The sequence below is a fragment of the Caballeronia sp. J97 genome, from assembly GCF_905220305.1.
Classification (GTDB): domain Bacteria; phylum Pseudomonadota; class Gammaproteobacteria; order Burkholderiales; family Burkholderiaceae; genus Caballeronia.
Genome location: NZ_CAJMZL010000007.1, coordinates 161,508 through 185,587 on the forward strand (window position 1 = coordinate 161,508; position 24,080 = coordinate 185,587).

General features: G+C 55.8%; 20 protein-coding genes. 18 read left to right on the plus strand and 2 right to left on the minus strand.

Annotation, left to right across the window (positions count from 1 at the left end):
• The first annotated feature begins 438 nt into the window (after positions 1-438).
• The 14 genes from U4Y90_RS36120 (at position 439) to U4Y90_RS12920 (ending at position 15,762) form a co-directional block, all read left to right on the plus strand.
• Complete coding sequence (locus tag U4Y90_RS36120; RefSeq protein ID WP_415749337.1) at positions 439-1,383, plus strand: hypothetical protein; 945 nt, start codon at positions 439-441, stop codon at positions 1,381-1,383.
• A 32-nt stretch (positions 1,384-1,415) separates the two neighbouring features.
• Positions 1,416-3,152: a GMC family oxidoreductase gene (locus U4Y90_RS12860; RefSeq protein ID WP_321794948.1), complete on the plus strand. Its 1,737-nt coding sequence runs from the start codon at positions 1,416-1,418 to the stop codon at positions 3,150-3,152.
• Positions 3,136-3,924: an SDR family oxidoreductase gene (locus U4Y90_RS12865; protein ID WP_321794949.1), complete on the plus strand. Its 789-nt coding sequence runs from the start codon at positions 3,136-3,138 to the stop codon at positions 3,922-3,924. The genes U4Y90_RS12860 and U4Y90_RS12865 overlap by 17 nt, the downstream gene beginning before the upstream one ends.
• 605 nt (positions 3,925-4,529) lie before the next feature.
• Positions 4,530-5,321, plus strand: coding sequence for an ABC transporter ATP-binding protein (locus U4Y90_RS12870; protein ID WP_087086944.1), 792 nt, complete (start codon positions 4,530-4,532; stop codon positions 5,319-5,321).
• Complete coding sequence (locus U4Y90_RS12875; RefSeq protein ID WP_321794950.1) at positions 5,321-6,190, plus strand: ABC transporter permease; 870 nt, start codon at positions 5,321-5,323, stop codon at positions 6,188-6,190. Before U4Y90_RS12870 ends, U4Y90_RS12875 begins: the two co-directional genes overlap by 1 nt.
• Positions 6,191-6,245: 55 nt before the next feature.
• Entirely contained in the window at positions 6,246-7,331 is a 1,086-nt protein-coding gene (locus U4Y90_RS12880) for an ABC transporter substrate-binding protein (protein WP_321794951.1), read from the plus strand.
• Between the two features lie 73 nt (positions 7,332-7,404).
• Positions 7,405-8,229 carry an SDR family NAD(P)-dependent oxidoreductase gene (locus U4Y90_RS12885; protein ID WP_321794952.1) on the plus strand — a complete coding sequence of 275 codons (825 nt, stop codon included), beginning with the start codon at positions 7,405-7,407 and terminating at the stop codon, positions 8,227-8,229.
• Positions 8,230-8,307: 78 nt separating this feature from the next.
• Positions 8,308-9,732 (plus strand): aldehyde dehydrogenase family protein, encoded by a 1,425-nt coding sequence (locus U4Y90_RS12890; RefSeq protein WP_321794953.1) that lies wholly within the window; start codon positions 8,308-8,310, stop codon positions 9,730-9,732.
• Between the two features lie 120 nt (positions 9,733-9,852).
• Positions 9,853-10,737, plus strand: coding sequence for a 3-keto-5-aminohexanoate cleavage protein (locus tag U4Y90_RS12895; protein ID WP_415749338.1), 885 nt, complete (start codon positions 9,853-9,855; stop codon positions 10,735-10,737).
• The gene (locus tag U4Y90_RS12900) at positions 10,734-11,603 is read left to right on the plus strand and encodes a carbon-nitrogen hydrolase family protein (protein ID WP_321794955.1); all 870 of its coding nucleotides are present in this window, start codon (positions 10,734-10,736) and stop codon (positions 11,601-11,603) included. Before U4Y90_RS12895 ends, U4Y90_RS12900 begins: the two co-directional genes overlap by 4 nt.
• Positions 11,590-12,162, plus strand: a complete 573-nt coding sequence (locus tag U4Y90_RS12905; RefSeq protein WP_321794956.1) for a carboxymuconolactone decarboxylase family protein — start codon at positions 11,590-11,592, stop codon at positions 12,160-12,162. Before U4Y90_RS12900 ends, U4Y90_RS12905 begins: the two co-directional genes overlap by 14 nt.
• A gap of 23 nt (positions 12,163-12,185) precedes the next feature.
• Positions 12,186-13,100: an NAD(P)-dependent oxidoreductase gene (locus tag U4Y90_RS12910; protein WP_321794957.1), complete on the plus strand. Its 915-nt coding sequence runs from the start codon at positions 12,186-12,188 to the stop codon at positions 13,098-13,100.
• A 127-nt stretch (positions 13,101-13,227) separates the two neighbouring features.
• Positions 13,228-14,601 (plus strand): MmgE/PrpD family protein, encoded by a 1,374-nt coding sequence (locus U4Y90_RS12915; RefSeq protein WP_321794958.1) that lies wholly within the window; start codon positions 13,228-13,230, stop codon positions 14,599-14,601.
• A 288-nt stretch (positions 14,602-14,889) separates the two neighbouring features.
• On the plus strand, positions 14,890-15,762 hold the full coding sequence (locus U4Y90_RS12920) for an IclR family transcriptional regulator (RefSeq protein ID WP_321794959.1): 873 nt from the start codon (positions 14,890-14,892) through the stop codon (positions 15,760-15,762).
• A gap of 45 nt (positions 15,763-15,807) precedes the next feature.
• Here the strand turns inward: U4Y90_RS12920 and U4Y90_RS12925 are convergent, their stop codons facing one another.
• Positions 15,808-16,782 carry an NAD(P)-dependent oxidoreductase gene (locus U4Y90_RS12925; protein WP_321794960.1) on the minus strand — a complete coding sequence of 325 codons (975 nt, stop codon included), beginning with the start codon at positions 16,780-16,782 and terminating at the stop codon, positions 15,808-15,810.
• 333 nt (positions 16,783-17,115) lie between these two features.
• On the opposite strand from U4Y90_RS12925, the gene U4Y90_RS12930 reads away from it, so the two are divergent.
• The 4 genes from U4Y90_RS12930 to U4Y90_RS12945 all read left to right on the plus strand — a co-directional run bounded on the left by U4Y90_RS12930 (position 17,116) and on the right by U4Y90_RS12945 (position 22,230).
• Positions 17,116-18,456: an MFS transporter gene (locus U4Y90_RS12930; RefSeq protein WP_321794961.1), complete on the plus strand. Its 1,341-nt coding sequence runs from the start codon at positions 17,116-17,118 to the stop codon at positions 18,454-18,456.
• Between the two features lie 168 nt (positions 18,457-18,624).
• Positions 18,625-19,665 (plus strand): amidohydrolase family protein, encoded by a 1,041-nt coding sequence (locus U4Y90_RS12935; RefSeq protein ID WP_321794962.1) that lies wholly within the window; start codon positions 18,625-18,627, stop codon positions 19,663-19,665.
• Between the two features lie 315 nt (positions 19,666-19,980).
• Complete coding sequence (locus U4Y90_RS12940) at positions 19,981-21,201, plus strand: porin (RefSeq protein WP_321794963.1); 1,221 nt, start codon at positions 19,981-19,983, stop codon at positions 21,199-21,201.
• A gap of 864 nt (positions 21,202-22,065) precedes the next feature.
• Positions 22,066-22,230 carry a hypothetical protein gene (locus U4Y90_RS12945; protein WP_321794964.1) on the plus strand — a complete coding sequence of 55 codons (165 nt, stop codon included), beginning with the start codon at positions 22,066-22,068 and terminating at the stop codon, positions 22,228-22,230.
• Between the two features lie 361 nt (positions 22,231-22,591).
• On the opposite strand, the gene U4Y90_RS12950 is transcribed toward U4Y90_RS12945, so the two are convergent.
• On the minus strand, positions 22,592-23,773 hold the full coding sequence (locus tag U4Y90_RS12950; RefSeq protein WP_321794965.1) for a porin: 1,182 nt from the start codon (positions 23,771-23,773) through the stop codon (positions 22,592-22,594).
• Positions 23,774-24,080: the final 307 nt, after the last annotated feature.

A 24,080-nucleotide genomic window follows, 5' to 3' on the forward strand; every position in this document is an offset into this window, starting at 1 on the left:
GAAGACCCCTTAATTTGCGGTTAGAAGAATGACAAGACGATGCGGCGTGCTAACGCACAAAGTGCTGTCGCGCGGGAACGGCCCCCGGGGTACCGTCGCTTTGATCCGGCGCCGCGTTCACTCTGCGGCGTCACCTACTTCTCATCAAATCCCATCATACGCTACTTTTTACTAACGTTACAAACATCGTTCAAGAAAGGGTTTATACCGGTCCGTGGGTGTCGCGAGGAAGTTAACATTGCATTAAATGTCAAATGCCGAGACAATATTAGAAAGCAACCGGTCCAAAGGCTCACGATGACTACCCAAGATCATTTCAGGAAGGTCGACTGCGATATGCTCGACGAGATTCTCGTTTACGCTGGAACCGCCGGTCATTCGGCATGGTTCAGTGAAGACCAAGGACTGACCTGGTCGCACCCCAATAGTCACTCAGGGATGTATCTTGAAGCTCGCGTGTGGTGCTTTGGGAGCCATCCTGAGTTGCACGATGCGCTGGTCGCCGGGACTGACGAGGGTGTCTTTCGGTGGAGCGAGCGGACTGCGCGCTGGGAGTGCATATCGACTCAGATCAAGGACGTTTGGTCGATCGCCTATGACGCTCGCGATCCGTCAACTTTGTATGCTGGAACACGGCCAGCTGGTCTCTACCGATCGCGGGACGGCGGCGAGACATGGAGCGAACTAACCGTCCCGGGTATCGCAAAGTTCTCTGAAGTTAATATGGGACCGACACGGGTCACACAGCTGCTGGCCGACCCATTAGTCTCGGATACCCTTTGGGCAACAATCGAGATCGGCGGGATCTACCGAAGCACAGACGGCGGAAGCTCCTGGTGTGCGCTGAGCAACGGCTTAAATTCGTGCGACGTACACGGGATCGCGGTATCGCGCACTGCGAGGGGCGAGCGTCGAATTCTCGCCACCACGAACCGCGGACTGCACATCAGCAATGACGGCGGAGAGACGTGGCGCTTCGCCGAATTAGAATCGCCTTGGCAATATACGCGCGCAGTCGTAACTCGCACGGATGACCCTTCAGTCGTATTCTTGGCCAACGGGAACGGCCCACCTGGAAACGATGGCCGCTTATTTCGCAGTTTTGATGGCGGCGAGACTTGGGAAAGGTTGACCTTGCCAGGAACAATCAACAGCACGGTCTGGTGCATCGCAACTCATTCCTCAAATCCTGACCTGATATTCGTATGCACGAACCTAGGTCAACTCTTCCGTTCGACCAACGGAGGAGACAGCTGGACGCGGCTTCCGCATGAGTTTGGAGAGATTCGGAGTCTGCATTGGCGGGCAGTGCCCAAGGGGACCCGAGGCGCGCCCCACTCTCTGACCCGAGCCGTGGCGCCCAAGCTAGTGGCAGCCACGTAAACTCTAGAAACGCCGCACGTGCGTGTCCCGAAATGCACATCGAAAAAGCTTACGATTACCTCATTGTTGGAGCAGGATCCGCTGGGTGCGTATTGGCGAGCCGCCTTACTGAGGATGGCCGTCGCTCCGTTCTGCTTCTTGAGGCAGGAGAAGATTATCTTCCGGGCGACGAGCCTGCGGACATCGTCGACCCGTACCCGCTGTCGTCATACAATCCGTCGTACATGTGGGATGGGTTGAAGGCTTTCTGGCACAACAGCACCCATGGCGCCCCGGCTGCATTTCCACAAGCAAAGGTGATGGGCGGCGGGTCAGCCGTCGCGGGCATGGTTGCATTCAGAGGTACGCCAGATGACTACAACGAGTGGCAGGCAATGGGCGCTGCGGGGTGGTCCTGGGACAGCGTCCTGCCATATTTCAGCAAGCTCGAGACGGATCAAGATTTTTCGGACTCTCTGCATGGACGGCGAGGCCCAGTTCCGATCAGACGGGTGCCTCGAAATCTGTGGCCTCCCCTGACCTCGGCGATTGAACAATACGCAAAGGCATCCGGCTATCCGTTTATCGCCGATATGAACGGCGATTTCCGCGATGGGTTCGGCGCCACTCCGATCAGTAATACCGCGAACAGCCGAGTAACGACCGCTGCGGCATACCTCACATCCAGCGTTCGACAAAGACCGAATCTAACTATTCTTTCTCGCGCATGTGTGCGTTCGGTCCGATTCAACGATAAGCGTGCGACCGGCGTTCTAGCAGAGGTCGACGGCCGCTTAATAGAATTTGCTGCGCGAGCTGAAGTAATCGTGACAGCTGGAGCGATTCATTCACCGGCCCTGCTGATGAGATCGGGCATCGGCGAGGGGGGCGCTCTACAGAAACTCGGGATCAGCGTCGTCGCCGACCTCGACGGCGTAGGGAAAAACTTGCGCAATCATGCCGCTGTCTTTATTTGCGCAATGCTGCATCGAAATTCGAGACAGTCGTCCTCTTTACGAACGCATCCGACCGCATGTATTCGCATGTCGTCAAACCTCTTGGGCGCTCCTAAGTCAGACCTTTACATCAATATCCAGAGCAAAACTTCCTGGAACGCGATGGGCACCCGAGTGGCGAGCCTAAACGCTGTACTCCTGAAGCCGGCTGGGTCCGGTCAGGTGAGCTTGAACATGCACGATGCCAACCAGCCTCCTCGCGTCGAATTTGGATTTGGCGACAACGCGCGCGACATCGAACGACTTTCTAAAGCGGTGCTCCGGATACTGAACATATTAAAGTCCCCAGTCGTAGCACCATTGGTCGGTGCGCCCTTCGTAGTACGCGTGGGAGATCGCATCCGACGGTGGAACACGCATACGGCGTCCAGTGCCGTGAACGCACGCGCGTTCGCGACGTTGCTCGATGCAATGCCCAGCGCCCTCGCCGACCGAGTCCTCGCAGCGCTAACGGGGCATAGGCTGGACAGTGAGCGTCTCATAAGTGATCCGACTTTACTGCTGAACTTCGTCACCCGGGAGATCACAGGTGTCTATCACCCGGTCGGAACGTGCCGAATGGGGAACCATACAGACCCTGCGGCCGTTGTTGACTCTGCTGGGCGCGTTTTAGGCGTCGCCAATCTGCGCGTTGCCGACGCGTCCATCATGCCGACAATTCCTCGCGGCAACACCAACATTCCAACGATCATGGTCGCAGAGAAGCTTTCCGACGCCATTGTCAAAGGCGAGACCACAGCCATTTCTGGAGCTAGCATTGGATCTGCAACTTGAAGGCAAGCACGTTCTGGTGACCGGTGGATCGCGAGGAATTGGGTTCGCATGCGCCGAGCAATTTCTGGCGGAAGGCTGCGTCGTCAGCATCGTAGGACGTGATAAAAGCCGAATCGGTGACGCATGCAGGACGCTTGACGTCCACATGAAGCGAATCAGCGGATATGCCGCCGACCTGTCCCAACCGGCCGCCGCATTGGGCGTAATTGCCGATGCTGAGGAAGAACATGGACCGATCGACGTTCTCGTCAACGCCGCAGGCGGTGCTCGTCGGAAGCCTTTCGATGAATTGCAGCCTGAAGACTGGCGGGCCGCAATGGAAGCCAAATTTCTGACGTATATCAACGTCTTGGATCCTCTCATCAAGCTCATGGCACAGCGTCGCGCCGGTTCGGTAGTCAATGTGGTGGGAATGGGAGGCAAAGTACCAATCACAACGCATCTAGCTGGCGGGGCCGCCAACGCTGCACTGATGCTCGCCACGGCAGGCCTTGCGCTGGCATATGGACCGATGGGCGTTCGGGTTAATGCCCTGAATCCTGCAAAGACGAACACTGACCGGCTAGCAGAAGGCGTCAGTGCCTTTGCTCGGCAAGAACGGATAACTACCGCTGAAGCCATTGCCGAGGCGAACAATTCATCGCCTCTTGGTCGACCCGCTTCTCCTGCGGAGGTGGCGGCGGTTGTGGCCTTCCTGGCTTCCCCAAAGGCTGGGTACATCTCCGGGGCGATTGTTTCCATGGACGGTGCCGCTCGCCCGATGGTGGTCTGAGCCCGTTCCGACCGCGTTTCCCTTCCCGATCCTCCCTTAAAAATCCGACGAGGCGGTCCGCACGGTTGCGGCCCGTCCTACGCTCGCGCCGTCACATCGTCAGACTGCATTACACCGCCCAAGGGCCCACACAAACGGGAACCCAAAGGCGATACATTTTTCCCTCCATATAGGACTTCATACGCTATCCGCGCCACTCGGACCGGCGCTCGGTCGTCACGTTGCCGTCTGACATGACCCGATGGCCGCGGCTTAAGCCACGGCGAGCGCGAGATCGATGAAGGTGGGGTAATTCCGAGCGAATTTTTCGATGTCAAACCGTTGAAACTTGTCTCAATGGGTAGTACATTTTTATACACGAGCTCGTCGCGGCGCGAAGGCACCGAGGAACGACGAGACGAATCGGAGACGGGGGAGACGATGCGGCGAATTTGCACAGTGCGGCGCGACCAGCCTACCCGCGCGTTCAGCGAGCGCAGGCTAACTTCCTTCCGATTAGCTAGTTTCCGGCTGACGACCGAGGCTCCGAGATCACCTCGTTACCTCGGGTCAACAGCCGCTTTTGAATCGGTGATTCTGTAAGAAACTTGCAAAGAGGAAAGGTGATGCAGCCCATACTTGACTTCAGAAGCGTGTCGAAGGTTTTCTATAAAGGAGACACGAGAGTCCACGCTCTTTCAAACGTGACGACAAGAGTAGAGCCCGGCGAACTGCTAGCCATTGTCGGGCCGAGTGGCTGCGGAAAGTCGACGCTTTTGAATCTGACCGCCGGGCTGATGGAGCCCGGGGTTGGCGAAGTGCTCTATCAGGGCAAGCCGATTTCCGGGGTGAACACTCACGTCAGCTATGTCACACAGCGTGACAACCTCTTGCCGTGGCGAACGGTTGAAGCAAATGTCCTGCTTCCGTTCGAACTCGGTCCTCGTTCCAATGTTTCGTCGTCGGAACGTCGAGATCGGGCGAGAAAGTACATTGAGCTGGTTGGACTGAAGGGTTTTGAAAAGCACTATCCAGCCGAACTCTCGGGAGGGATGCGCAAGAGAGCGCAGCTCGCCCGCTCTTTGGTCTATGAACCCGACGTCCTCCTTATGGACGAGCCGTTCGGTGCCCTTGACGCACAACTACGTCTTATGCTGCAGGCCGAACTTCTGAAGACCTGGGAAGGCTCGGGGAAGACGCTCATCCTCGTCACTCACGACCTGACGGAAGCGATCTCGCTTGCGGACCGAGTGATCGTCATGTCGGCGCGCCCCGGACGTATCCGTACCGTTCAGCGTATTGAGTTACCGAGGCCGCGAGACGTCTTCACCATCCGATTCGTTCCCGAGTTCGGGGAGTATTTCGAGAATCTCTGGGCAGCACTTCGCGAAGACATGCATCAAGGAGCGGAAGTCTAATGAGCAACTTCAAATCCAAAGCCGTCGCACCATCACTCGCGGGTTTGTCGGGAACGCCCGATGCAGACGAGGTTTTTGTTGTCGATCCGAGCATAAGGGCTCGCCGCAGAGAGACAAGGATCGTCGTACTTTCACGGCTTATCTTGGCGGCAGTCGCTCTTCTTGTCTGGGAGTGGGCTTGCGGTCGGTGGATATCCGCGTTCTGGATTAGCAGTCCATCGCGCATCGCCATCGCGGCGTTGAATATGTGGAATAGCGGTGGCCTGCTAAGAAATCTATATGCAACGATTGCAGAAGCGCTGGTTGGTTTCGCCTTCGGCGTAGCCGGAGGGATGGTGATGGGCGTCGCATGCGGCACTAGTCGTGTCATCTCTAAGGTCCTCAATCCATTTTTGGTGGGCTTCTACTCGATTCCTCGGATCGCACTGATTCCATTGTTTATCCTGTACTTCGGGATTGGGTTTCAGACAAAGGTGATCTATATCGCGCTGCTGGTGTTCTTCCCTGTGTTCATGAATACCTTGTCGGGAGTACGCGATGTAAATCAAGACCTAATTGATGTGATTCGTGTGATGGGTGCTACTCGTTCTGACACGGTCCGAAAGATCTTGATTCCATCCGCACTCGCATGGCTCTTCGCCGGTCTTCGCATCTCCGTCACGTATGCATTGACAGGTGCTATTGTGGCAGAGATGTTCACGTCGAACGTCGGCCTAGGCTACTTGGTTTCCTTTTACGCCAATCAATTCGATACCTCGAGTCTTTTCGCGACTCTCGCAGTTACGACCGCGTTGGGGTTACTGCTCAATGCGTTCGTGGTTCTTATTGAGAAGCGACTTCTCCGATGGCGCCCCGTTGAAGGAGCTTGATCTCACGACAGGCGTAGCTAAAACGCGGCTTCAACTAAATTTCAGGAGACTATAGGTGGGGGCAAACAATCGACGAATTTCTCGAAGGCAATTGCTAGGCTTGACGGTTGCCGGCGCGGCAAGCCTCGTCGTGCCGGGTATAAGCCACGGACGCCCGCAAGATCACGTGACACTGCTCATGGGAAGTGGCGGCCCTTTGATCGCATGGGCTCCAACGTTTATCGCTGAAGCGCTGGGATACTACAAGGACGAGGGCCTAACCATTGAGCGGATCTACACCCGAAGCGGCCCTGCTGGTATGACGGCTCTCGTTTCTGGCGCAGGAGACGCGTACTACACTGCCCCCGGAGAATTACTGGCAGCCACGGTCAGGGGTCAGCAATTTAAGATCGTGATGGCACAAAGTGTGTACCAAGACCTTTATTTTATTATCTCGAACGATTACGCGAAGAAGCACGGCATCACGGCCGCGACGCCCTTCGAACGCCGGCTCTCCACGGCAAAAAGCTTTAAGGGGATTCGTATTGGTGTGTCCGCACCGGGTAGCGTCACCGACTATTGCGCGAGAAGAGTCCTTTCTCAAATCAACATCAGCACCAGCGATGCCTCGATTGTTCCCCTACAATCGACTGAGAACACCATTGCAGCGATCGGAAACGGAACGATTGATGCCCTTGTATCTGCTCCGCCGGGCTCAAGCCTAGCTCAGTCTCAACTTGGAGGTGTGATCCTGTTCTCGGTTGGCCGCGACGAGATATCCGGTTTCCGATCTATCACCGGTCATCTCATTGAGGCTCGCGCAGATGACGTGAAGCAAAAGCCGGATGTATATCGGGCAATCGTGAGAGCGGACACGCGCGGCCTAAAGTACATTGTAGAAAATCCCAAGGCGGCCGGTGACACGCTCTATAAATCGCAATACTCCTCCGTTGTGAAGGCGGAGATCTGGCCTGATGTATGGGCCTCAAGTATTCCGCAATTCAAGACACCATTCGTATCGCAGCGGAGCCTAGAGTCGTGGGTGGCGATGGGTATGGTACCCGGGGTTAGTGACCCAAAGGCGATTAAGTCCGGCGAAATCATCGACATGCGTTTCGCGACGCAGGCAGTGCAAAGCCTCAACTGGAAGGTATCCGCATAGCGCTTGTCATTGAATTCCTACCTAGCCAGCTTTGTATGAAGCTGCTCATGCCTTTAAATATCGGAGACTCGAGATGAATCAACAAACAAGCGTTCACGCACCCGATGACTCAGGCGTGCCCGAGTCGGCTCGCGATTTCAGCGTTAAGGAGCGCGTGGTAATCATCACTGGAGCAGGTCAAGGGATCGGGCGAGAGTATGCGCGGCAGTTTGCGGCGGCCGGCGCGATCCCAGTTGTGGCGGATCTAAACGTCGAAAACGCGAAACGCGTTTGTGCCGAGATCGAGCGAGCTGGCGGTCGGTCCATGCCCGTATCCGTGGACGTGGGCGAGAGGGAATCTGTCGACGCGATGGTTGAGAGCGCCCTCATCAAGTACGGCCGCGTAGATACGCTCATTAATAACGCAGCAATCTTCGCAACCCTGCCAAAGCGCCCTTTTGATGAAATTCCCCTTGAAGAATGGGAGCGTGTGATGCGCATCAACATCACTGGCACTTTTCTATGCGCAAGGGCCGTCGCTCCGGCCATGCGCAAGGCCAACTGGGGACGCATCATCAACACATCTTCTGACTCAGTCCCTAGGGGGGTTGCTAACTACCTCCACTATGTCACGTCGAAGTCCGCAATCATCGGAATGACGAATTCTCTTGCTCGTGAACTCGGACCATTTGGCATCACGGTAAACGCGATCCGCCCGGGAGCCGTCGCGACGGAGGTTGACCGCGCGGTTAATCCAACGCAGGAGCGACGCGTCCAGCTTCTCAGCGAACAATGTCTGCGCAAGGGCCAGTTGCCCACAGACCTGGTGGGGCTTGCGATCTTCCTCTCCACGAACGCTTCGGCTTTCATAACCGGCCAAACAATCGCGTGCGACGGCGGTTACACCCACAGTAACTGAGTCGCACTGATGTCGAGTCCACATACTTTGAAAGCGGCCTCGCGCTTTCGTTCCTTTGCTGAGAAGAGGCTTAACGTCATGAGAAATCACGAGACAATTTATATTGATGGCCAATGGGTAGCTCCGGTCGACCCGAAAAGGCTCGAACTGATCAGCCCAACAACTGAGAACCCGATTGCAAGCGTCTGTCTCGCGAGCGCGCGCGACGTGGATCTCGCCGTCAAGGCGGCCAGAAAGGCATTTCCCTCCTTCTCCGAAACCTCCAAGGAGGAAAGGATTGCCCTGTTCGAGAGAATCATCGAGGTCTACGAAGCACGGCAGAAGGATCTGATGGCCGCTATCACCCTTGAGATGGGCTCTCCTAAGTCGCAGGTCATCATGACCCAAGCTGCGCTACAGGGTTTCCAACAGGCGATTACCACCCTTCGCGGATACAACTTCGAAGTTCAGGAAGGCATCAACGTCATTCGACGCGAGCCTATCGGTGTCTGCGGACTTATCACCGCGTGGAACTGGCCCGTGCAAATTCTCTGCACGAAGTTGTCGTCCGCATTTGCAGCGGGCTGTACCGTTGTTGCCAAGCCAAGCGAGTTCACGCCACTGAGCGCCATCATTCTGACTGAAATTCTGGACGCAGCGGGTGTTCCGCCGGGCGTGTTTAATCTGGTGATCGGCGATGGGCCAACGGTGGGCCATGCTATCAGCACACATCCAGATATTGACCTCGTGTCCTTTACCGGTTCGACCAGGGCGGGAGTGCAGGTAGCTCAAGCGGCCGCGGCATCCGTCAAGCGCGTCTGTCAGGAGCTCGGCGGCAAGTCTGCCAACATCGTGTTGCCCGACGCTGACCTTCGTCAGGCCGCCCAGTGGAACATTGCTCGTTGCTTTTCTAACAGCGGACAATCTTGTCACGCTCCGTCTCGCATGCTTGTACATGAGGACCAGCTTGATCAGGCTATCGACCTGCTTTGTGAAGAGGTCAAAAAGATCAAGGTTGGAGATCCGGAGGACGCTTCAACGACCCTTGGTCCGGTCGTGAACAAGGCTCAATTCGATCGAGTACAAATGTACATCCAGAAGGGTATCGACGAAGGTGCTCGCCTCGTTTGTGGGGGGCTTGGACGCCCGCCAGAACTTACGAGCGGCTACTTCGTCAAGCCCACAGTGTTCGCAGACGTAAAGCCAGAGATGACGATTGCACAAGAGGAAATCTTTGGCCCCGTCCTCGCTGTCATGCCTTATCGTTCCATAGAACAAGCATTGGAAATTGCCAATGGCACCCGCTACGGCCTCGGGGCCTATGTATTTACATCCGACAGGAAAACGGGACACGAAGTCGGATCTCGCATGCGCGCAGGCCGTGTTTTTCTGAACGGAGTCGCTTCGAACCCGGCGGCGCCGATGGGTGGTTACAAGCAGTCAGGGAATGGGCGGGAGATGGGAGTGTTCGGTTTGGAAGAGTATCTCGAAGTCAAGGCAATGATCGGGTTTGTTGACCGTTGACGACTTAATCGTGCCCTATCCGATCGAACGGCTGGCCGACAGTCAGCATGAGTCGGCTCACCAAGTTCACGATGTCACCTAGCACAGTGACGCGTTGTTTCATTGACATATTGAGGGATTATCTTGCAGCAGCCTGTCATCCTTACTTGCGCAGTCACTGGCGGTGACGACACCGCCGGACGGTATCCGGCTGTCCCCGTGACGCCCGCTCAAATTGCCACCGCCGCAATTGAAGCCTGCGAAGCGGGTGCGGCGATCGCTCACATTCACGTTCGCAATCCCGAGTCAGGCAAACCAAGTATGGATCTTGCGCTGTACCGCGAGGTTGTAGATCGCATTCGCGACAGTGGAAGTCCGGTCATCGTCAACCTCACGACCGGCCCGGGTGCCCGGTTCGTGCCTAGCGACACGGAAGCAAACCTGGCGGGCGCAGGGTCCAACCTCCGTCCACCAATTGAGCGCGTCCACCATATCTTGGAATTGAAGCCTGAGATTTGCAGTCTGGATATGGGCACACTGAACTTTGGCAAAGGTGCGCTCATCAACGTGCCGGCGCACGTGGAGGCCATTGCGGCAGAAATCCGAAGAGCTGGGGTGAAGCCGGAACTGGAAGTCTTTGACTCGGGACACGTGGCGTTGGCTATCGATATGATCCGTCGAGGCCTGCTCGAACCGACGCCGCTCTTTCAGATGGTCCTTGGCGTGCCGTGGGGAGCACCGGCCACTCCCGAGATACTCGCGGCGATGAAGAGTCTATTGCCGGTCGGTTCACAGTGGGCAGCGTTCGGCGTTTCGAGGTCGGAATTCCCAATGGTCGCGCAAGCGGTGCTTCTCGGCGGCCATGTACGCGTAGGCCTGGAGGATAACCTCTATCTGGAAAAAGGAGTGCTTGCCCCGGACAACGCCTCCCTTGTGCGCAAAGCTTCACAGCTTGTCGAGCTTCTCGGAACACGTTTAGCCACTCCGGACGAAGCTCGATTGATCCTTGGTATCGCAAAGTCATGAGCAACGAACGCTTCATCGTCGGTTGTGTGCAAACTACGCCGACAGATGACCTACGCGCCAACGTAGATCAGGTCTCACGTTCGATTGAGATCGCGGCCCAAAGGGGAGCGACACTAGTCGCCACCCCTGAATATAGCTTCTTCTTGCATGCGAGCGGCCGTTCGATGCGCGACAGCGCAGCTCGTGAGGAAGATCATCCAGCACTGCCTCAATTCGTCTCGATTGCTCGAAAGCATCGCATCTGGCTGATACTCGGCTCCCTCGTCATTCGCACAGACGAAGGCAACATCGTTAACCGGTCAATTGTCATCTCGGATCAAGGGGAAATCGTTGCCCGATACGACAAGATCCATATGTTCGACGCCACGTTACCAAGCGGGAGGACAATTCGCGAATCGTCTTCCTACACGCCGGGGACTAGAGCCGTTCTTGTTAACACTCCCTGGGGACGGCTGGGAATCACTGTCTGCTATGACCTGCGCTTCCCAGCACTTTATCGGGCCTTGGCGCAGTCGGGTGCTCAGATTCTCCTTGTGCCGTCCGCATTCACCCGGGCGACAGGATCGCTACATTGGCATACCTTGTTGAAAGCGCGCGCGATCGAAAATCGCGCGTTCGTTGTCGCTCCGGCCACCTGCGGAACGCACCCAGGCGGTCACGAAACTTACGGACACTCCCTAATCGTCGACCCGGACGGGCGGGAGGTTGCCGCGGCCGGCGAAGCACCAGATGTCATCTGCGCCGAGATCGACCTTGACGTGGTGTCGGTCGCAAGGGCGCGCATGCCGTCACTTACGCATGATCGGGCTTTTGAAACGAGCCATATTTTCGGGAACAGCATAGAGACCAAGCATGAGCAAATATGAAATCCTGACTCGAGACGAAATGTCACCTCGTCAGCGACAAGTCGCTGACGCTATTGCCGCTGGCCCCAGAGGATCGCTAAAAGGTCCTTTTATCGCCTTGATTCATAACCCTGAACTCGCAAATCACTTGCAGGCGCTCGGGGAACATCTGCGTTTTCGAACAGGATTGCCAGGACATCTGGTCGAGATAGCTGTTCTAATCACCGCTCATCGATGGTCCAGCGACTATGAATGGCTTGCCCATGCGCGTATTGGGCGGGAGGCTGGCTTGTCAGATGACGTTATTACGTCATTGGGCACGGGACGAAGGCCGGATCCGCTGGATTCGGATGCTTCACTAATCTACGATTTTGCGTACGAAACTGCCTGGCAGGGCCGCCCGTCGGACTCCGCCTTCAGTGCGTTGAAATGCCGATTCGGTAGCGCGACGAGCCTTGATGTTCTCGCGGTATGCGGCTACTACACGACGCTAGCTTTCATACTTAATGCCGCGGAACTTCCCCTGCCATCGGGCAAGCTGCCAGCAGGTTGGGGGCAAAAAGCAGCAAGCGTTGAATAAATTATTTTTTGTGTGAGGCATCAATGAATCCGTTAAGAGTGGGACTAATTGGCGTAGGCAACATGGGGAAGCCGATGGCTCTACGCCTGCTCGAGCAAGGTGTCGATCTCACTGTGTGCGACCGGAATCCCGAAGCAGTGCAGGAACTACAGCGATTGGGAGCAAAGGTTGCAGCGAGCCCGTTGGAAGTGGCGAATGCATGTTCGATCGTGATCGCATCGATGCCCTCGCGAGAAGCAAGCCTAGATGTCGCCCTTGGCGAGTTCGGCGTGGTCAAAGGCAAGGAAATATGCGTCTATATTGAAACCTCGACCATTGGAAGCAGCACGATCGAGTCGATTGCTTCGCGTCTACGGGATGAAGGTGTCGGAATGATTGATGCGCCAGTCAGTGGCGGTCCGCCTGGAGCACGCGCCGGCACTCTCGCAATCTTGGCCTCGGGCGCCGAGGGCGATTTCGAACTTGGGAAACCTTTGCTGGAAAAACTCGCAGCCAAGCTGTTCTATCTTGGCGCCAAGCCAGGGGTCTCCCAAGTCGCAAAGGTGATCAATAATCACATCTCCGCGGCCGGTCGCCTGGCGGTGTTTGAAGGCCTTGCGATGGGTATCAAGGCTGGACTTGACCCGAAGGTCCTTAACGATGTCTTCAATGCTGGTTCTGCGCGCAACTACACCACCACTGACAAGGTACCGGCGGCAATTCTTACGGGAACCTTTAAGTTCAACGGCCCGTTGACCATTGGCCTAAAAGATGAAGCGCTCTTGTTAGAGGAGGCGCAGCGGTGTGGCGCCCCTACCTGGATCGCTCCGCGCATCCTTGAACTCTATGAGGAAGCCGCGGCAGCCGGATATCGCGACGAAGATAGCATGAAGGTTTTCCTCTACATGCAGTCTCAGTCACTGCGCAAAACGGAAGAGTTGAACGGCGGCAAACAATAGCCCTTGGGCCTCTTAGAGAGCAATTCGAGCAACTCGATCATCTATGTAACTGTCTAGCCCACCGGCGTCGGCTGAAACAATGACCAGACGCCAGTGATGCACCTGCATTCGGATCAACGGAAACCTCATGAACGATAAAGCACCGCCGGATACGCTCACTCACGACGTTGCCTCGTTCGTCTTTCGCACGACATCAACCGATCTATCGCCGTCGTCGCGTGAATCAGCGAAGCGAGCCTTGGTCAATATCTTAGGATGTTGTATCGGCGGATCCCACCATGAAATTGTCGAGACGGCTGCTAGAGCACTGATCCCGCTTGCCGGAGGCCAAACCTGTACGCTTCTCGGCCGACCTGAACGCGTAGATGTTCTCACGGCCGCTTTAATCAATGCCCTAAGCTCCGCGGCCTATTCGTTTGACGACACCCATTCGGAAGCGCTCTTACACCCCAGTGGCGCAGTCGCTACGACCCTTCTGGCCCTCGCAGAACGGCAGCGACTGACTGGCAGCGACTTCTTGCTGTCGATGGTGCTCGGCATCGAAATCGCCAGTCGGTTGAGCAAGGCGGTATCGGTTCCTCCCGCTCGGGGCGATATCGGATGGTCGCAGACGGGCATTGCCGCAGGCGTTGGCGCAGCGGCGGCTGCGGCCAAAGCACTGCGACTGACCTCCGAGCAGATTGGCTGGGCGATAGGAATCGCCGCCACTCAGTCGTCCGGATTTAGAGCTGCTCATGGCAGCATGAGTGCCACCTTAATTTTTGGTCACGCGGCACAAACCGGGTTGCGCGCAGCGATTCTCGCGCAGAACGGGTTCGACGGCCCGCGTGCTCCATTGGAAGGAAAGTACGGATATTTGAGTCTGTTCTCCAGCACGCCTCACTTTGAATATCTCTTACCTCCCCTTGGCAGCCCGTTCGAGGTGGAAGCTCTCGCTTACAAACCCTATCCGTGTGGGGCCGTCATACATCCGGTCGTCGATGCGGCCCTTCAATGGCACCACTCTCAAGGCGCAGACCGCAGTCGCCAGATCAGAGAGGTCCGCCTACACACGCATCCGTCCGCAATGGCACTTGGATTTCGGCGGCATCCGGAGAACGTACTCGAGGCCAAAGTCAGTCTTTTTCATTGGGTGGCGACCGCCCTCCGGTACGGCCGCGCGGGCATCGCTGAAGGACAGTTGCAAGTGGTTCAGGATCCGGTCATCGCGCAACTTAGGGATCGCATCAATGTGCTGACGGATGATGCCATCGCACCGGAAAGCGCTGTTTTGCACGTCCTCTTCGATAGCGGCGAGGAGCAAACTGTTTGTATCGGACACTGCAAGGGAAGCGTAACGAACCCGATGTCCAACGATGACATCAACGAAAAGTTTTACAATCAAGCGCTTCTTCACATACCTATGTCAGAGGCAGCGACCATGTGCCAGCGCTCCTGGCGCATTGAAGAGCTTGAGGACGCAGCAGACATCATACGTGCAGCCGCGCCAAGCTCGATCTAACGGGACAGCGAAAGCGGAATTCTTCGAGCGGTGGACAGCGAAGGGAAACGTCGTAGCGATAGTGGCTCGTTTGGCTCGCTCGGTCGAACGCAGCCATCCGCGCGGATCGAAAGTTTCAAACGCGATTATTCATTATACGAATAAATTCCCGCATTCTGATATAATTGCGTCGCATTTATTGCGACAACAACGCCGATCCTCAAATCCTTAGCAGTGAGCGCTCGAGAAGTTGGGCCGATCCGCAAAGCGGTCCACTTTTCGCAGGTTAAGCCACACGGAATGCAGAAAATGGCCAAATCGACTGCAAGGCAAACATCACAGTTGAGCGACTCCACGGAAGCTGCCTCGAAAAAAGAGAGTGAAGCACAGACGAGCATCGGGCGCATGTTGGGCATACTTGACCTTTTTACGCCAGCGGCTCCCGTCCGACCCGTGAGCGACCTGGTGAATTACTTGGGTACGTCACGATCAACGTCCTATCGGTACATAAAAGCGCTTCACGAAGCTGGTCTGATTGAAGCGGTTGCCAACGGAAAATACGTCCTGGGCCCGCGATTCGTTGAGTTCGACCGTCAAATCCGGATGTCCGACCCGCTGTACAAGGCCGGGGGGAAGATTCTTCGCCAGTTGGTGAAGCGTACAGGGCATTCAGCCCTTCTTTGTGCGTTATATCGTGATTCGGTAATGTGCATCAGGGAGGACCTATCCGAAGGAAGCCCGCCTAATCTCTTCTCACGAGGCCAACGGCGACCGCTCTTCTCTGGGGCTGCATCCAAGGTGATCCTCCCGTATGTGCCCCCTCATCGGCTCAGAAGCATCTTTCAGCAACATCAGCGCACAATCGCGCGCGCGGCACTGGGCACTGACTGGCAAGGCTTCCGCGAAAAGCTCGCGGCAATCCGAAAGGACGGCTTTGTTGTCAGCCACGGCGAGTTCAATCAAGGCGTTTTCGGCGTGTCGGCACCCGTTTTCAACGCAGAAGGACTCGCCGTCGGTAGTGTCGGCATCGCAGGCGGAGAAGACCGATTGGAACGAAAGAACCTACCGGCCTACTGCAACGAGGTTGTGAAAGCAGGCCAGATGCTCACAGAGGCGATTGCTGATGCTGGTGACGAACTCATTTTGCCACCGCGTGCCTTCGGGTCCGTTCCGTCGCGCTAATGCTGCGTCGTGAGCCATGCGTTAGCAGACGCCATGGCGCAGCCTTTAAATGGCCTTCAGAGAATCCCGGAAGCGCTGTGCGTATTCTTCGATTCCTTCTTCGATAGACCAGGCTGGAGACCAGCCAAGGACCTCGCGAGCTAAGGTTACGTCCAAAGGAACGCGCGACTTGAGGTTCTCTTCCTCGATTGGCGTGAGCTCGTTGCCAATCTCGATATCCGCTCCCGGAACGACTCGACGGACGATCTCCGCAATCTCCGCAGGCGAAACAAGCCGCCCCGCCGCAATATTCAGAACCCGAGACGTTCCACGAGCGATTTTCGGACAATCCAGCGCGAGTGCGACGGCGCGGCTCACGTCCAGCACATGAGTCAAATCCCTCTTCATCCGCCCTCCCGTTTCAAAGCGCGTCGGCCTTCCCGCGACAGAGTTTTCAACCATTGGCTTGATGTAAAGCGGAATGCGCATGCCAAAGCCATACACCGCGGCAACCCGGAGCGCAACGAACTCCAGATCGTGGAAGTCGGCGTACGACAACCCGATGGCTTCGCCAATCATCTTGGACGTTCCGTAGTGCGCCGAAGGGTTAGCTCGCGTGATAGAGAACGCCGGGTCCGTCTCTTTCTGAACGGCGCCAACCCCCGCATGACATGCAGTGTTGCTTGAAACAAAGACCACCTTGCCTAGGCCTAGTTGTCTAGCCACCTCGCAAACGTTGACCAGACCCATCACGTTGGTTTGATAGAACCCACCCGGATCGTCCAACGATGGTTCGAGCCCCACCCTGGCAGCCGCGTGCACGACGGCATCAATTTTGTCCGACCGGCACACGGTAAGCAAACGGTCAATGTCACCGATCGCCCCGCGACGCAGGTTGCTCTCCAAAAAGGGAGAAATATGCAAGAGCTCCTTAGGCGGCGATGCAATGTCGTAGGTGTAGACCACGTGCCCAGCAGCCTGAAGCGCATTCGATAGATAGGCGCCAAGAAAGCCAGCACCGCCGGTGACAAGAACGTTCATCTAGTTTCCTCTCCATCAATCCAAAGGAATACGGCAGCACCTATCCTGCCAAAGTACGGCTCACGCATCCCCGCGAATACCCTGAGTTTGGGCGTTAAAAAGTACTGTATAGTGAGACAAGTTGATACGCAATAGGTGCCTTGCCCAAAGCTTCTAGATTTCGAGCCGAATGCATTATGCGTGCGTGAGACGAAACTCAATAAGTTTCACTGAACGGAACTGATTCTGATTTTATTGACCGCAGCCGTAAACCGAGCTAGATTGATCTTGCTTTCGAAACTTCGCGATTGCCTCAATAAAACAGACTCAAACCGGGTCGAACGGAGACACTACATGGATACATCTGCCCCTACCTCAAGCGTCCGCCAGCGGCGCTTGATCGTCGCGTCGACCTTCATCGGTTCTACCATCGAGTGGTACGACTTCTTTATCTTCGGGATCATTTCCGCGCTCTTTCTGAACAAGCTATTTTTCCCTACCTTCGATCCCACCATTGGAACCATCTTGGGGTTCATGGCATTTGCCACGGCCTGGTTGGTTCGTCCGATCGGAGGCGTTATTGCTGGTCACCTTGGTGACAAGATTGGGCGGAAAACGACTCTGCTCTGGAGCTTCATCATCATGGGCGCGGCGACCACTCTGATCGGTTTTCTCCCCACCTATGAGACTGCGGGATCGGTCGGCGCAATTCTCCTAGTCTTACTTCGTATCCTGCAGGGCCTTTCCGCTGGTGCCGAGTACGGCGGCGCTATCGTCGCAGTGGTCGAGCACGCTGATGAGTCGAAACGCGGCCTTTTCGGCAGCGTTCCGCAGAGCGCCTCGTTTTTTGGCTTGCTTCTCGGAAACGCAACGTTCCTGTTGATGATCAACCTGGACAAGCAGGCTCTTATGGAGTGGGGATGGCGAGTCCCGTTCCTTCTCAGCGCAGGGATGCTCGGCGTAGGCATGTACATCCGAAATAAGGTTTCTGAGTCTCCTGCCTTCATCAAGGCCAAGGCTTCGGGAAACATCGAGAAGGTTCCGTTCATGACCGTCCTTCGCGAATATCCGAGGCAGCTCTTCGGCGTAATGTTCGCCCAAGCAGCGCCGAACACCTTTTTCTATACATGCGCGGTAGCAATGGTTTCCTACACCGTATCGAAGCTCGGCATGAACCAGAAGGATATGCTGATCGCCGTATGTATTGGTGCGGCAGTCGAGATGTTTACCATCCCGATGTACGGTGCGCTGGCAGACAAGATCGGTCGAAGAAAGGTCTTCGTGTGGGGCATCTTTGTACTCCTCGCTTCTGCGCTCCCCTTCTGTTTCGCAGTTGAAGCAAAGTCTTACATTGGAATCGTAGTGGGCTATGTCTTCGTGCTGGGTATTGGACACGCGGCCTGTCACGGCTCTCAAGCTTCCCTTTTTGCAGACATGTTTCCGACTTCTGTTCGCTACACTGGAATCTCCGCTGGATACCAAACCTCGGGCGCAATCTTCGGAGGCCCGCTGCCCATCGTGGCAACCGCGCTCATCGCAGCGCAAGGTGGGGGCATTCGCCTGTTCTTTGGATACACCATGTTCATTGGGTTCGTTAGCCTGGTCGCAATCATGGCTAGCAAACCTCACTACTCTCTCGTTAACCGTTCAGCTGGGCAGGATGATAAGTCGCGTCAAGCAAACGCCTCGACCTGAGTCCCGCAAGAAGGCGAGGGTGCGACTAAGTGGACTATCCCTTGCACCACGCCCTATCGAGACCAGTAATGACCGATTGCGAGCGCCTTGCCCCATCGAGATCAGTAACGACTGATTGAGAGCGTCTTGCTCTCGAAACTGCGAACCCTGACGAGTACCCAATCACCCATGCCTGACGAATCAATCCAAGCGGCGCTGAAAGCTCACCCGGTTGCAGACTTAGCATGGCTTGCACGGCGCAAAGAAGAAATCGTAGAGCCTGAGCTACCGATTATCGATCCGCACCATCATCTCTGGGATCATCCTGGCGACCGGTACCTCCTCGAAGAGGCCCTGCAGGACTTCACATCCGGGCACAACGTCGTCGCAACTGTACATCTACAGTGCAGATCCATGTACCGTGCCTCTGGTCCTGAAGAGTTTAAGCCGATTGGAGAAACGGAGTTCATCAACGGAATTGCGGCTCAGAGCGCCAGCGGCCTCTATGGTCCGACGAAGGTTTGTGCCGGCATCGTTGGAACCGTCGACCTGCTACTTGGAAATCGGGTCGAGCCTGTGCTGGAATCTCATTTGGCGGCTGGAGGTGACCGTTTCCGCGGAGTGCGTCCGACTATCGTTTGGCACGAGAGCAAGGAAGTCTTGCCAGCCGATAATGTGCCGAACGTCCTCTCGCGTCCCGAGGCGATGGCCGCTGTGAGATCAATCTCCAAGTTTGGGCTCTCGCTGGACCTTTGGGCGTTCTTCACCCAATTGGACGAAGTCGCTCAAGTTTGTCGCGACAACCCCGACCTTACCGTCGTGGTTAATCATGCAGGCGGTCCGCTCGGTATTGGCCCTTATGCAGATCGGCGCGAAGACGTCTTCGTCGAATGGCGAAAGAAGCTCGAAATCGTTTCGCGCTGTGAAAACGCGGTGATCAAGCTTGGCGGACTCGCCATGCGGTATGGTGGATTCGCGTTTAACGAACTTCCTGAACCACCTTCCTCCGACGTACTACTGGAAAACTGGAAGCGATATTTTGATGTCTGTATCGAACTGTTCGGCCCGCAACGTTGCATGTTCGAAAGCAACTTTCCCGTAGATCGCGGAATGTGTAGTTACCAGGTGCTTTGGAACGCGTTCAAAAAACTGACGCGAGAATTCTCGGCAACTGAGCGTCAATACCTTTTCAGGGGTACTGCTGCTCGCGTTTACCGATTGGCGGACTGAAGCGGATACATATTTCACGCATCACGGGGGCGTGACCACCGAGGGGTCAATGATTCGAGTCTGCCTGTTTTCGCCCCAACAATAAATCGCATCCTTGCTCGAAGAATGGCGAGAGCGGGATCATAGGGGCGCGCAAAATTTTCCGATCGTATCGGCGCCTCAATACGCTTACTAAGCTTTCCGAGAGCGGGATCTGCTTGCCTAAACCTGCAGTCTCGCGATACAGCGCGTTAGCTTATCGCGCACGTGTTTCTATAGTAGTACTACTCACATATCAGGCTTCCCTCGAAAGCTAACCACAAAGGAGAAATGGAGATGAAGAGGCAGCAGTTTCAATCGGCGCTTATTGTTGCTGGTACAGCGGCGCTTTGGCAATCCGCGGCACACGCGCAGAGTAGCGTCACGCTCTACGGGATCGTAGACCAGGGTTTTAGCTATCAGACAAGCCAGACTACTTTGGGATCAACCTCCGGTGGTCGATCCGCTATCAAAATGACAACCGGTGTCTGGGCAGGCAGCCGTTTCGGCTTTAAGACAGCCGAGGATCTTGGTGGCGGTACCAAAGCAATCTCGCAGTTGGAGGCCGGATTTAACTCTTCGACCGGCGCACAATCAGTAAGCGGACTTCTGTTCAATCGTCAAGCGTTCGTCGGGCTGACAAACGATCACTACGGTACGCTCACGGCAGGTCGCCAGTATGCCTCGTATTTCCAGACCCTTCAACAGTTCGGCCCAACCAATTGGACATCTGGCTATTTCGCAGCACATCCTGGAGACGTCGACGGTCTTGACACAACATACCGAGCGAACAACACTCTGGAATACATGTCACCAACCATAGCCGGCTTCAGGTTTAGCAGCTCGTATTCCTTCGGGAACGTAGCAGGGAGTGCATATAGAGGCTCGACGTGGGCGACGGGTCTTCAATACACTCAGGGCCCTATTGGATTCGGGGTTGCTTTTTCCAGAATAAACAACTCGACAACAGGCGGTGGCGCATTCGGGGTAGATTCAGCAACGTCCAATAATGGCGCCCAAGCCGGAGTGTCAGCGGTTACGAATGGTTATCAGACGGCTCAGGCGCAGCAGAGATTCGGCGTTGGCGCGAGCTACGCCTTCAGCGGCTCCTTCGACATTAGAGCGATCTATACGAATGTCCAGTATATTCCAGGACTGGGATCGAAATTTCACGACCTTGAAATTTTCAATACTGGAGGAGTTGAACTGCACTGGAAGCCAAACACGCCCTTAGATTTGGCTGCCGCCTACAGTTACACTCGCGCAACGAGAGCGAACGGAATCACCAGCAGTGCACAATATCAACAGTTTAATCTTTCCGAGTACTATGCGTTGTCAAAGCGAACGGGCCTGTATGCCCTTCAGGCTTATCAACGCGCAAACGGACAGACACTAGGCACCAACGGCGCCGGCAACATCATCGGCGCAACCGCCACAATCGGTGACGGATTCAATTCAACCCCCTCCTCGTCGAGAAGTATGTTCGCCGCCGGAGTCGGGATTATTCACCGGTTCTGAGGCATCTCCGTTCTCTCATGAACAGCCGCGTCGCTCGGTGCGGCTTTTATTCATTCTTGGCGCCTCGACAGATTTCCTCAGTTGTCGAGTATCAGGCAAAGCGTCATTGACGCGCAGTGCCATGCGGCTACCGTGCGACCCGGTCTCCAAACTGCATACGGGGTTCCCGAAGCACTCGCTCATTCCAAGGCGCTTGGTGATCGACTCCCTTCACGGCATCCCGCAACGTTCTTGGCTGGTGGGCACGGCACGATGTGGGATTTCGCTGACAGCGTGGCCGTTCAAAATATCATCCGCAATATCTGAGAAGCTGGCGGCGGCGTCGCCGCGGCCTGTCTGGCCTGGCCGCTCTGGTGAACGCGAAGCTCAAAACTCTCTAACGGCAGTTACCTTGTGGCCGGAAAGTAGATTGCTTCCTTCGCAGACGAGGAGGACCGAGGTCAAGTACACGGACGTTGCGCCCTATCTATTAGCGAGCACGTTGAAGCAACGCGGTGCGCTGCATGATCTGCGGGGCGGCAACCGTGCGCAGCAATCCGGCCCGCTTCGAAGCTATTGCCGTGCGTGTTTCGCGACTTCAAAATCAGCCGCTAGTGAATTGCGCCGAGCGGTGACAGAACTCGAGGGGCGGTGGTGCCATTCTCAAAAGCGGTGCGCTTCGGCGACAAGCATCTAGACAATCAACTGTTCGAGGACACTTTTGTCTGCGCGACCGATCTCAACGTTCCGATGATGACTCACCCTCAAATTCCTCACTCCTCCGTTCGCAAAGACTACTAGACAGGCTTCGCGCCGCTCGTCGACTCGGCTCTCTCAACCTTCGGCCTTGGTAGGCATTACGAGGCCGGTATTGAGTTCGTCCGAATGGCGCTGCGTGGTGTCTTCGATCAACACCCCAATCTGCAGGTCATTCTCGGGCACTGGGGCGAAGTCGTGAATTCCTACCTGGAGCGCCTCGTCATGCTAGATCGCGTGTCTGGCCTGCAAAAAGTCGTTGCTTCACAATGGCCAAAAAAAATCTTCACCTGACGGCCAGTGGCATATCTAGCACGGACTATCTACAGCGGGCCATCGACGTTCTTGGTCCCGACCGTATTCTCTTCTCCACCGACTGCCCGTACCCGTATCGTCCTGGAGACGATGCAAAGCGCTCTATGGAAGAACGGAATCTCGAGACCACACGCAAAAAACTAAGTTTGCCCACCAAAACTGGGAGAGACTTCACGGAGTTGACAAAAAGGCATCGGGCCCGCTTTGATCTCGATGCTTCTTACCGCTGAGAAACCAAAGTAGGCCGAGGACCTGCACTACACGGCGTCGCCCTCCCCCGGGGCAGGACCTTCGCCGCCCCGGCGTTGCGCAATTGCGGAAACCAGAAAGCCTGCTGTCCTTAGAACTTGTGTCGCAGCCCGAGGCGAATCGCCACCTGATGATTCGAGTCGGACGGCGTCAGTTGGTTGATCGACGCGACCGCTGTCTTACCCGTAGAATCGGTACCACTCGCCTTCTGGAAAACTGCCACTGTATACACATCGGTCCGCTTCGAGAGGAAATAGTCCAGGCCAGCCGCTGCTTGATGGTATGTTGCGCTACCGAGACCACTCGCGCCGCTGTTATGCGTGTAATCGTACGCAACTCCACCGGTCAGAGCCGGCGTGAATTGATATTTGAAGCTCGCCTCGGCATTGTTGAACGTCGCGGTTCCACTTATTCCTCCCACCGGCACGGGCCCCGATGAACGATCGCCGAGGCTCATATACTTGGTGCTTGAGTATGTTGCACCCACCGTCGCAGCGCCGAAGGTATACGACGCGCCCGCACCGATCACCTGAAGCGTGTGTGCCGATGCATATCCATTGATAACCGGAGACGATCCCAGATTGGATCCTGGGACACCACCAACGGTGGCCGCAACCGTTCCTCCAGAGCCGTAGAACGATGTATTGGGATTGCGGACATTCAGATATGCGACACCGATGGCGAAGGGCCCTTGCGAGTATTTGGTACCGACTGACCAAATTTGGTTACGACTCACGTTACCGGCAACACCGCCAAGCGAATAGACACCACCGAACGTCAGACCATTGATGGAATTGCTCGCGTACTTAATGGCGCTGTTGACACGTTGGGTGTTGTTGAAGTTGTCGACATCAGCTGGATGGGCAGCAATATATCCACCCCATTGATCACCGACTTCGAACAAGCCCAGATAGTCCACAACCGAATCGTACTGACGCCCCAAGGTCATTGAGCCATACCGGCTGGTTAAACCAACATAGGCCTGTCGGCCAAATCCCAATCCGCCTTGGCCGAGCTTACCCGTATTCACGTCAAAACCATTTTCAATGACAAAGATCGCTCCAAGACCGCCGCCAAGGTCCTCGGTGCCACGCAGGCCCCAGCGGCTACCATTCAGCACGCCGCTCGACAAATTATAGAGCCGTTCTCCGCCAGCGTTACTGTTGTAGTTGATACCTTCATCAATGATTCCGTAGAGCGTCACATTGCTTTGGGCAAAAACATTACTAGACAAACCGACAGCAAAAATCGCGGGAACCAGCTTATTTCTCATTGAAGTCTCCATAAGTTGTATCGCTTTGTTAGGACGGCCTTATGGCGAACTCTTTTCGTCGGACGCGTCCCCTACCAAAAACTGGTATTATATTGGCTTTTACTATGCAGTACTATTTAGGTACGTCGAGATTAACTTCTCTCCATCTCCTCCTTCGGATAATTCCATTTTCTTGCGCGGGAGCTAACTTCGAGGCGCTCTATTGGATTAGACCTGATTAGTCACCCTCTGACCTCGACCGGTAGACCAAAGCGCAGACGTCCGTCCAGGGTCGAGACTCGGTTAGCAGTGAAGTCCGAACGCGCAC

Coding starts and splice junctions, on each gene's coding strand:
- U4Y90_RS12940 (WP_321794963.1), top strand. CDS start 19,981: ATGAAGAGGCAGCAGTTTCAATCGGCGCTTATTGTTGCTGGTACAGCG.
- U4Y90_RS12890 (WP_321794953.1), top strand. CDS start 8,308: ATGAGAAATCACGAGACAATTTATATTGATGGCCAATGGGTAGCTCCG.
- U4Y90_RS12915 (WP_321794958.1), top strand. CDS start 13,228: ATGAACGATAAAGCACCGCCGGATACGCTCACTCACGACGTTGCCTCG.
- U4Y90_RS12885 (WP_321794952.1), top strand. CDS start 7,405: ATGAATCAACAAACAAGCGTTCACGCACCCGATGACTCAGGCGTGCCC.
- U4Y90_RS12935 (WP_321794962.1), top strand. CDS start 18,625: ATGCCTGACGAATCAATCCAAGCGGCGCTGAAAGCTCACCCGGTTGCA.
- U4Y90_RS12920 (WP_321794959.1), top strand. CDS start 14,890: ATGGCCAAATCGACTGCAAGGCAAACATCACAGTTGAGCGACTCCACG.
- U4Y90_RS12900 (WP_321794955.1), top strand. CDS start 10,734: ATGAGCAACGAACGCTTCATCGTCGGTTGTGTGCAAACTACGCCGACA.
- U4Y90_RS12945 (WP_321794964.1), top strand. CDS start 22,066: ATGGCGCTGCGTGGTGTCTTCGATCAACACCCCAATCTGCAGGTCATT.
- U4Y90_RS12925 (WP_321794960.1), bottom strand. CDS start 16,782: ATGAACGTTCTTGTCACCGGCGGTGCTGGCTTTCTTGGCGCCTATCTA.
- U4Y90_RS12910 (WP_321794957.1), top strand. CDS start 12,186: ATGAATCCGTTAAGAGTGGGACTAATTGGCGTAGGCAACATGGGGAAG.
- U4Y90_RS12930 (WP_321794961.1), top strand. CDS start 17,116: ATGGATACATCTGCCCCTACCTCAAGCGTCCGCCAGCGGCGCTTGATC.
- U4Y90_RS36120 (WP_415749337.1), top strand. CDS start 439: ATGTATCTTGAAGCTCGCGTGTGGTGCTTTGGGAGCCATCCTGAGTTG.
- U4Y90_RS12870 (WP_087086944.1), top strand. CDS start 4,530: ATGCAGCCCATACTTGACTTCAGAAGCGTGTCGAAGGTTTTCTATAAA.
- U4Y90_RS12905 (WP_321794956.1), top strand. CDS start 11,590: ATGAGCAAATATGAAATCCTGACTCGAGACGAAATGTCACCTCGTCAG.
- U4Y90_RS12950 (WP_321794965.1), bottom strand. CDS start 23,773: ATGAGAAATAAGCTGGTTCCCGCGATTTTTGCTGTCGGTTTGTCTAGT.
- U4Y90_RS12875 (WP_321794950.1), top strand. CDS start 5,321: ATGAGCAACTTCAAATCCAAAGCCGTCGCACCATCACTCGCGGGTTTG.
- U4Y90_RS12860 (WP_321794948.1), top strand. CDS start 1,416: ATGCACATCGAAAAAGCTTACGATTACCTCATTGTTGGAGCAGGATCC.